This window comes from Paludisphaera soli, from assembly GCF_011064595.1.
Lineage (GTDB): Bacteria > Planctomycetota > Planctomycetia > Isosphaerales > Isosphaeraceae > Paludisphaera > Paludisphaera soli.
Genome location: NZ_JAALJI010000068.1, coordinates 1 through 8,513 on the forward strand (window position 1 = coordinate 1; position 8,513 = coordinate 8,513).

Genomic DNA, 8,513 nt, shown 5'->3' on the forward strand with positions numbered 1-8,513 from the left:
TAACCCTCTGGGTGTTCATCGGACAGGTGCTCAACGCCGACCAGTCCCGCCGCGCCGCCGTCGCGCGGCTGATCGCCCACCGCGTCTCGCAGGGGCTCGAGCCGTGCAGCTCCGAGACGGGGGCGTATTGCCAGGCGAGGAAGCGCCTGCCCGAGCGGTTCTTCGCCGCCGTGGCCCGCCTCGTGGGGCGGAACCTGGACGCGCGAGTCGACCCGCAGTGGCTCTGGAAGGGCCGCCGCCTCTGCCTGTTCGACGGCTCGACGGTCTCCATGCCCGACACCCCGGAGAACCGCCGGGAATACCCTCTGGCCTACAACCAGGTGCCCGGGACGAGCTTCGCCCCCGCCCGGATCGGGGCGATCATCTCGCTGTCCTGCGGCGCGATCCTCGACCTGGGCGTCTGCCGCTACGCCGGCAAGGGCCAGGGCGAGGTCAGCCCGCTGCGCCAGCTGTGGGACGTGCTCCGCCCCGGCGACGTGCTGCCGGGCGACCGCCTGATGTCGGGCTGGGTCGGGATGCACCTGCTCAAGCAACGCGGGGTCGACACCGTCAGCCGCCTGTCGGCGCACCGCCGGGCCGACTTCCGCAAGGGGACCCGCCTGGGCAAGGACGATCAGGTGGTCGTGTGGAAGAAGCCGTCGTCGATCCGCTCGGTGGACCGGGCGACGTACAACGCGCTGCCCGAGGCGATCACCGTCCGCGAGGTGCGCTTCCGCGTGGTGCAGCCCGGGTTCAGGACGCGGTCGGTCGTCGTCGTGACGACCATCCGGGACCCCGGGCAGGCGAGCGCGGAGGAGCTGGCTTCGCTCTACCGTGCCAGGTGGAACAACGAGTTGGATCTGCGTTCGATCAAAATCACCTTGCAGATGGATGTTTTGCGGCGCAAGACGCCGGAGCTGGTGCGCAAGGAAATCTGGGCCCACGTCCTGGCGTACAACCTGATCCGCACGGTGATGGCCCAGGCGGCGACCATCGAGGGGGTGGGGCCGCGCTCGATCAGCTTCAAGGCGGCGATCCAGGTCCTCGAAGCGTTCCGGCCGCTGATCGCCTACCGGTCGCACTGCGGCGCGGGCCACCAGGAGGAACTCTACGAGCAGCTGCTCGGGGCCATCGCCGCCCACCGCGTCTCCGACCGGCCCGACCGGTTCGAGCCCCGCATGACCAGGAAGGGGCCCAGGGGATACGAAGAACTGAAGAGGCCGCGGCGGGAGATCAAACTCCAGATGCTCGAACGAGCTAGCAAAATCTAAGTGCCATTCGTCGACCACACCGAAGCGTTCTTCGTCGTCGGCCCTGGCTCGGAAAATGGTGCCATCCCGCTCCGGTGGCGAGCGCGACCACCCGCCGCGGGTTGACGGCCGTGTGCCGCGAGGTATGGGGTGGCGGTGATACTCGGGGCTTCCGGGATCGGGCGACTGCGCCCCCTTCTGGCGTGGCAACCGCGGGTCGTCCGGGCGTCCTATCCGGTCCAATGCCGTGCTTCCCCGAGTTTTGGACGGCCCGGGCGCTTGACTCGGGCCGCGGGCCTTCTTATCAGTGTTGCGTGGACCGGACCGAGACGCGAGGAGGCCCGCATGGCTGGGACGGGAGACTGGCTGGTCGATCAGGAACTGTTCGAGCGGGGTGATCCGACGTTCGTGGACGAGGTCCGTCGCATCGACGATGCCGATGCCCTCGCGGCCTTCGCCGCGCGGTGGATGGACGACCGCCGGCCCGTGGCCCGGGCGATGCTGCTCGCCTACCTCGACCGGCCCCTCAACAGCTACCGCCACGAGGCCCTGGTCAAGCGGATGTTCAAGCGGGCCGAGGAGCGACGGGACGACGCCCTGATGTCCGCCTTTCTCGTCGCCTTCGACCGCACGATTCGCCGCGCCCGCCGCAAGCGGTGGCGGGTCGAGCAGCGGGAGGTGGCGACCGTAGAGGAGGGCCGCAGGCTGCTCGCGTCGTGGTCGGCTGGCGGCGCCGATCGGGTGAACTTCCGGACCGACTGGCGGGGGCGCCATCACGTGTGGGCCCGTTGGGTCGAGCCGGGGTCCGCCGTCATGCCGCAGGGTACCGTGATGCCCCGAGGCGAGCCTCGGGACGCCTGGCGCTGGGACCCGACCTCTCGGCAGACTCAGTCCTTCCAGGTCCCCGACTGGGTCTATCGCCTTCGCCTCCTCCCCCGCGACTTCCGCAATCGCTCCCAAATCCCCGCCGACCGGCGAGCGGATTTTGCCCGGTGGCGACTCTTCTCGGTCGCGACCCGGCACTACCTGCGTCGCCGCGTCTGGCGATACTTCCGCCGGCTCGGCCGGCGTAGCCCCGAGCGGTACATCCCGGCCGTCACGGAGGCCTTGTTGCGCTATAGCGATGACGACGCGTCCTCCGGCCTCGCCCTGGTCGACAACTGGGGCTTGGTGCACATCCTCTTCCACCACAGTCCGGTCCTCGTCTCCGATGACCGGGGATGGCGGATCGCCCCGGGGCGGTCGCTGGCCGAGCTGGAGCCGGCCCCGATGTTCGCAAGGCTCTGGGCGGCGGCGCCCCGGGCGGTCGTCGAGCTGCTGTGCCGATCGACGTGTCGGGCCGTGCGCGGCTGGGCCGTCCGGATGGCCCGGCGCGACCCGGCGTCGATCCTCTCCGTATTCCCTCTCGAGGAACGGTTGGGTCTGCTGGAGGTCGACGACCCAGAGGTCGTCGACCTCGTCGGCTCTCTGCTCCGTAACGATCCCGCGCTGGCGAACCTGCCCGTCGAGCGCTGGCTGTCCTTGTTGGAGGCCGCCGCGCCGGCCGCGCTGGGGCTGCTGACCGAGCTGGCCGGGCAGCACGTCCCGCCCGAACTCGTCGGGACGGACCGGGCCGTCCGGCTGGCGAAGCTGCGGCCCTTGCCGCTGGCCCGTCTCGGACTGCAATGGCTCCGAGCGAGGCCGCCGCGCGACGAGGTCGAATGCCGGGCGCTGCTCGGCCTGGTCGAGGCCGAGTCGGAGCCCCTGCGGCCCGAGTTGCTCGCCTGGGCACGCCAAGCTCTTTCCGGGTCGGGACAGTTCGACCCCTCCTGGGTCGTCGCCTGGCTCGACAGCCGCCACGAAGAAGCCCGCGCCGAAGGCTGGCGCTGGTTCCTCGACGAGCCGAGGGCCCGCGACGACGTGCCGACCTGGCGGAAGCTGATGGAGTCGCCCTACGATGAAGTCCGCTCGAAGCTGGTGGCCGAGCTGGAGGCGCAGGCCGGGGGGGCTGAACGGTTCCGCGTCGACCGCGGCGACCTCGACCCGGGCCTGCTCCGCCTGCTTTGGGCGTCGGTCCTGCTGAACGTCGAGCGCGGCGGTCGGGCGAAGCCGGTGGCCGTCCGCCAGTTGGTCCGCCGCGCCGAGGCCCGACCGGGCGACTTGCCGGCCCTCCTGCCGCTTTTGGCCGTCGCACTGCGGTCCGTGCGCGGGCCCGAGTTCCGCTCCGGCCTCACTGCGGTCGTGGGCCTGGCCGAGCGAAACGAGGCGGCCCGGGATCTGATCGTACGGACCTTTCCGGAGTTGCAAATGGCCTGACCGTCTGGCATCATCGCCCGTGCCGAGCCCGGGGGCGTCCGGGTCGTCTCCGAGACCACCCTGCCGCGGCGCTCCGCCGCGGCCGAGCTTGCCTCCCGCGTTGCTTCCCCGAGCGCGTTGTTCTTTTGGCCCGGTGCGAGCACCTCACGCCGGGCTGAGTCGACCGAAGTCCCCGGCGTGAGGTGCTCGCACCGGGCCTCGGTGAACGCCCTCGGTCGTCGCTTCGAAGTCGGCGGCGGCCCGGACGCTCGCGGGCTCGGCACCTTCGCCGAACGGAGCAAGACGATGCACATCTCCCTGGAATACGGCGGTCGGAGCGGCATCGTCTCGGGCCCCGGCGGCGCGACGATCGCCCTGGCGCCGAACCTGCGACGCGACCGCGTCGCCTTCGACGCGGCGCTCCGGCACCCGCTCCGGTTCCGCGAGGCGGTCGGCGCCCTGCACGACGTTGTCGTCAGCGACCTCCGCTACGGGTTGAAGGACCGCTCGGCCCACGACGCCTACCTCGCCCAGGAGCGGGCCCGGGAGGCCGAGATCCGACGCGGCGCCGCGTCGCAGGCCCGCACGACCGCGCTCAAGGAATCGCTCGGGATCGACCCGGCCGAGGTTCGTGAGCTGGAGGCACGGTTCAATAAGCTGCGATCGGTCTACTGGAACGCCCGGGCCAGGTACGCGAACTACCTGAGCAAGCACGACCCCGAACTGTGGCGGCTCCTGGTGCCGTGCGACCCCGTGATCACCGTCGCGCCCGACGTCGTCTACTTCGAGTGCTTCAGCGTCGACGAGAGCGGCTACGGCTGCCTCACGGTCGACCGCGACGCCTTCTCCGACGAGCGCGACACGGCCCTCGGCACGACGAATGTCGACTACTCGTGGTCGCTCTACGAGCACTTCCAGACGCTGCGGAGCTACCGTCCCACCCGGTTCGTCGTCGACCCCGGAGGCTTCGAGGCGACGATCGGCGAATTGGGCGGGCACCGCGAGGAGCAGATCGACCTCCCGTCGAGCTGGCTCCGCGGGTTTATGCAGCTCCAATCGGCCATGAGCCTGCCGATGCGGAAGGTGCCGTTGGGCCGCGAGGGGCTGTACAGCGTCCTCGCCTTCCTCCAAAGCCACCGCGCCGCAAAGAGCCCGAGGGCCGTCCGGTTCGAACTGGACCCGGGCCGGCCGGTGGCGATCGTCCTCGAGCCCTGGGAACGTCGGATCGTCATCCATTCGTCGCCCTACGACGGCCCGAGGTCGGAGACGATCCGCGTCTGGGGCCGCGACCGGCTGCGGCTCCTGGCGAGGCTCCTGCCGCTGCTCGACGGGGCCGACGTGTATCTTCTCGGCACGGGCCTGCCGAGCTTCTGGTCGGTCCGAATGGGCGAGATGAGGCTCCTGCTCGGCCTCTCGGGCTGGACGGCCAACCATTGGACCGGCTCCTCGGCCCTCGACCAGATCGCCCCCCCCGTCGAGCCGAGCCCCGACCTGATCGGCGACATCGCTGCCACCTTCCGCGAGCGACCCGCCCTGACGTTCGACGAGATACGAGCGAGGACCGGCGCGGCCGCGGCCTTCGTGGCCGCCGGGCTCAATCGGCTCGCGCTGAAGGGCCAGGTCATCCGGGACCTGCACGCCGGGGTCTACCGTTGGCGGCAGGTCATGCCGTTCGTCCTGGCTCCCGACGATCTCGGCCCCGGCGACCCGGAGACGGCCGCGGCGAGGGAACTCGTCTCCGAGGGCAAGGCTCAAGTCGTCCGCGACGACCGGCGTCCGGACGGCCTCCGCGTCCTCGAAGGCCGCGTGCCGGAGCACCCGGTGACGGTCCTCCTCGACGCCGACGGACGGATGCTACGGGGCAAGTGTACCTGCTCGCACCACTTCACCGGCGGACTCCGTCGCGGCCCCTGCCGCCATCTCCAGGCGCTCCGCGATGCCGCCGACGCGAGGACGGGCTCCCCGTCGCTCGATGACTGGTTCGCCTCGCTCACGCGGTGAAGGACGAGCCGGACTCTGGTGCGGGCGGAGGCTTGCGGCACCACCCGCCCTTTTTCATTGACAAGGCCCCGGCCGCCCGGCACATTGGCACCCTAGTCGAGGCGGGTCGTCGTCGAGACCACCCTGCCGCGGCGCTCCGCCGCGGCCGAGCTTGCCGCCCGCGTTGCTTCCCCGAGCGCGTTGTTCTTTTGGCCCGGTGCGAGTACCTCACGCCGGGCTGAGTCGACCGAAGTCCCCGGCGTGAGGTACTCGCACCGGGCCTCGGTGAACGCCCTCGGTCGTCGCTTCGAAGTCGGCGGCGGCCCGCCTCGACTTCCCTTCTACCGACCCGACGGACGGCCGCCCTCATGAGCTTCTGGCAGCGTCTACTGCGATCCCTCCTCGGCCTGCCGAGCCCCCCTCCGCCCGCACCGGCCGAGCCCAATCCGTCTCCATCAAGTCCCGCGATGGCAGCACCGCCTCCGACCCCTGAGGCCTCGACCGATCCCTACTTCTCGGCAAGGACCGATCCCACGAAGGAGGCTTCGCCGAAGAAGGTCGACCCGCTCGACGCCGGCGATTACCTGCCGATCACCCGAGAGGAGATCAAGGAGGAAGCGAAGGGGAAAAACCTTTTCAACAGCTTCGCGTTCGGCCTCCGGAGCGTGATCCCACCGGCGGACGACCTCCGCACCAAGCTGATCGACCGCGCGTTGGTCACGCACGGCCTGCTCTCGCCCGAACAACTGCGGGAGATCCACGATGTCGGTGCGCGGATGGAGGCGATGAAGCCGACGATGGCGGCCGTCGAGCACCGGGCGGCGAGGGCCGGTGAGGCGGCCGTGGCGGCCGACCGCGAGGCCCGCGCCCGGCTTAAGGCCCAGATGAAGGCCGAGTCCGCCGAGAGGAAGCGGATCCGCGACGAGGCGATCTCCCAGCGCAAGGCGACCGACATTCTCTTCCTCGGCCGCGGGGTCAGCAGTCGCCTGGGCGACCGGACCGGCGACGCCTCCAAACTCGCGGAGGCGGGCCTCCCCGTCGTCAGCACTCCCGCCGAGCTGGCCGCCGCGCTCGGTATCTCGGTCCCGAAGCTCCGCTGGCTCGCCTTCCACAACGAGGCGGCGACCCGCGTCCATTATGTCCAGTTCACCGTCCCGAAGAAGTCGGGGGGGACGCGGACCCTCAGCGCGCCGCACCGGAGCCTGGCCGAGGCCCAGGGCTGGATCCTCCGCGAGGTCCTCGCGAAGTTGCCCGTCGAGCCCACGGCCCACGGCTTCGTGACCGGCCGGAGCATTCTCACCAATGCCTCGCCCCACTGCCGCAAGCGGCTGGTGGTCAACATGGATCTGGAGGGCTTCTTCCCGAGCATCGGCTTCCGCCGTGTCCGGTCGGTTTTCGGGCGGCTCGGCTACTCGCCGGCCGTGGCCACCATCCTCGCCTTGCTCTGCACCGAGTGCCCGCGTCGGTCGGTCGTTTACGCCGGCGAGACCTACCACGTCGCTACCGGGCCCCGCGGACTCCCGCAGGGGGCCTGCACCAGCCCGGCCCTTTCGAATCAGGTGACTCGTCGGCTGGATCGCCGCCTCGGTGGCCTCGCCTCCCGGCTCGGGCTGACTTACAGCCGTTACGCCGACGACCTGACTTTCTCAGGCGACGAGGTGCTTGAGGGCCGCGTCGGCTACTTGATGGCGCGGGTCCGGCACCTCGCCGGCGACGAAGGCTTCGCGGTCAACGAGGCCAAGAGCCGCGTCCTACGCCGGGGGACGGCCCAGACCGTTACGGGCCTGGTGGTGAATGACCGCCCGGGCGTCCGCCGTACCGAAGTCCGCCGGCTCCGGGCGATCCTGCACCGCGCCCGGAGCGAGGGACTCGCGGCCCAGAACCGCGAGGGGCATCCCGACTTCCTCGCCTGGCTCCGCGGCAAGATCGCCTTCGTCGCAATGGCCCGGCCCGACGTCGGCGCTGCCCTCAGGGCCGAACTGGAGTCTCTACTCGTCCGGTAGGGTGAGGCCTTTCCGGGACGGCCCCACGGGGCCAAGTCACCCGATCTAGTCGCTTCCAGGAAGACGGGCCGGCCGGGAGCCGTGAATCCTCCGGCATCCGGCCTGTCGTTGGGGCCAGGTGATGGTAGCCACTTCGGTCCGCCATGCCGACGCGCGGGCCGGAGTCGCCTCTTACCGACTGGAGGTTGGATCGGCTCTGATGCCGCCGCACCTCTCCACTCTGGACGACCGTCGTCTTGGCCCGTGAACGCGTACCGCCCGGCATTCAGCCGCCGACACCGAGAATCCATCAATGTTCGATGTCCAGGCCCTCGACTCGCCTCTGGAGGCATCACCTTTTGTAGACGACCGACGGGTGGATTCGCTGCTTGGACGTCCTTCGCCCCGATCGCACCGTAGAACGCTTGATGGAGACGCCCGGCAGCCTCGATCCTCATAGAAGCTCCTCTTCGCGTTTCCGCTGAAATAGGACGCCGGGATGGGTCCTGGGCGGGTGCTTCGCGACGTCGACGAATAGTGGAACTCCGAGATGTGGGACCCGTCCAACGGCTCGGCTCTGAAGTCGCACGCACCCCTCATCCTCGTCGATCGCGACGGTGACGGTGACGGGCGAGACGCCGGCCCACCTCAGGCTCTCGGCGATGACCCCGGCGACCTTGGCATGCTGCAGGCTCGCCGACGCGGCGACGACCGCCCACGCCCCCGCCGTGATGAGGAGGGGCTGCAGGATCCCCGACGCCGGACGCCCGACGGTTGCGAGGTCGGTCGCGAGCACCTTCGGGCCTTCCCGGCCCCAGGGCCGTGCAACCCGCTCGCGGTCGACGACGAAGCCCTCGGCCCGCGGCCGAGCCGCCGCCTCACGACGGCCGTCGCGGCCGTACGAGCAGGCCGGCCCGCCCCCCCTCGCCGCCGGCCTCGGCTCCTCGACGTCTCCGGCAGTCGGGCTCGGGGTTGCTTTCGGCCGGGGGCGCGAGATGATGCTCCCGGGTCCCTCCAGGCCCGGCGCGAGACGACGAGCACCGCCGCA

The 8,513-nt window shown here is 70.7% G+C and carries 5 protein-coding genes; 4 read left to right on the forward strand and 1 reads right to left on the reverse strand.

Annotated features, from left to right (window positions below):
• From G6O68_RS31085 to G6O68_RS31100, 4 genes are all read left to right on the forward strand, one after another.
• Positions 1-1,250 (forward strand): IS4 family transposase (locus G6O68_RS31085; protein ID WP_165253534.1); only part of this gene is annotated, 1,250 nt, incomplete at its 5' end.
• A gap of 324 nt (positions 1,251-1,574) precedes the next feature.
• On the forward strand, positions 1,575-3,524 hold the full coding sequence (locus G6O68_RS31090) for a hypothetical protein (protein ID WP_165253535.1): 1,950 nt from the start codon (positions 1,575-1,577) through the stop codon (positions 3,522-3,524).
• 177 nt (positions 3,525-3,701) lie between these two features.
• Positions 3,702-5,504 carry a hypothetical protein gene (locus tag G6O68_RS31095; protein ID WP_240911579.1) on the forward strand — a complete coding sequence of 601 codons (1,803 nt, stop codon included), beginning with the start codon at positions 3,702-3,704 and terminating at the stop codon, positions 5,502-5,504.
• Positions 5,505-5,950: 446 nt separating this feature from the next.
• On the forward strand, positions 5,951-7,486 hold the full coding sequence (locus G6O68_RS31100; protein WP_206108277.1) for a reverse transcriptase family protein: 1,536 nt from the start codon (positions 5,951-5,953) through the stop codon (positions 7,484-7,486).
• A gap of 433 nt (positions 7,487-7,919) precedes the next feature.
• On the opposite strand, the gene G6O68_RS32585 is transcribed toward G6O68_RS31100, so the two are convergent.
• Positions 7,920-8,513, reverse strand: a 594-nt coding sequence (locus tag G6O68_RS32585) for a hypothetical protein (RefSeq protein WP_206108278.1), incomplete at its 5' end; no start/stop codon positions are given.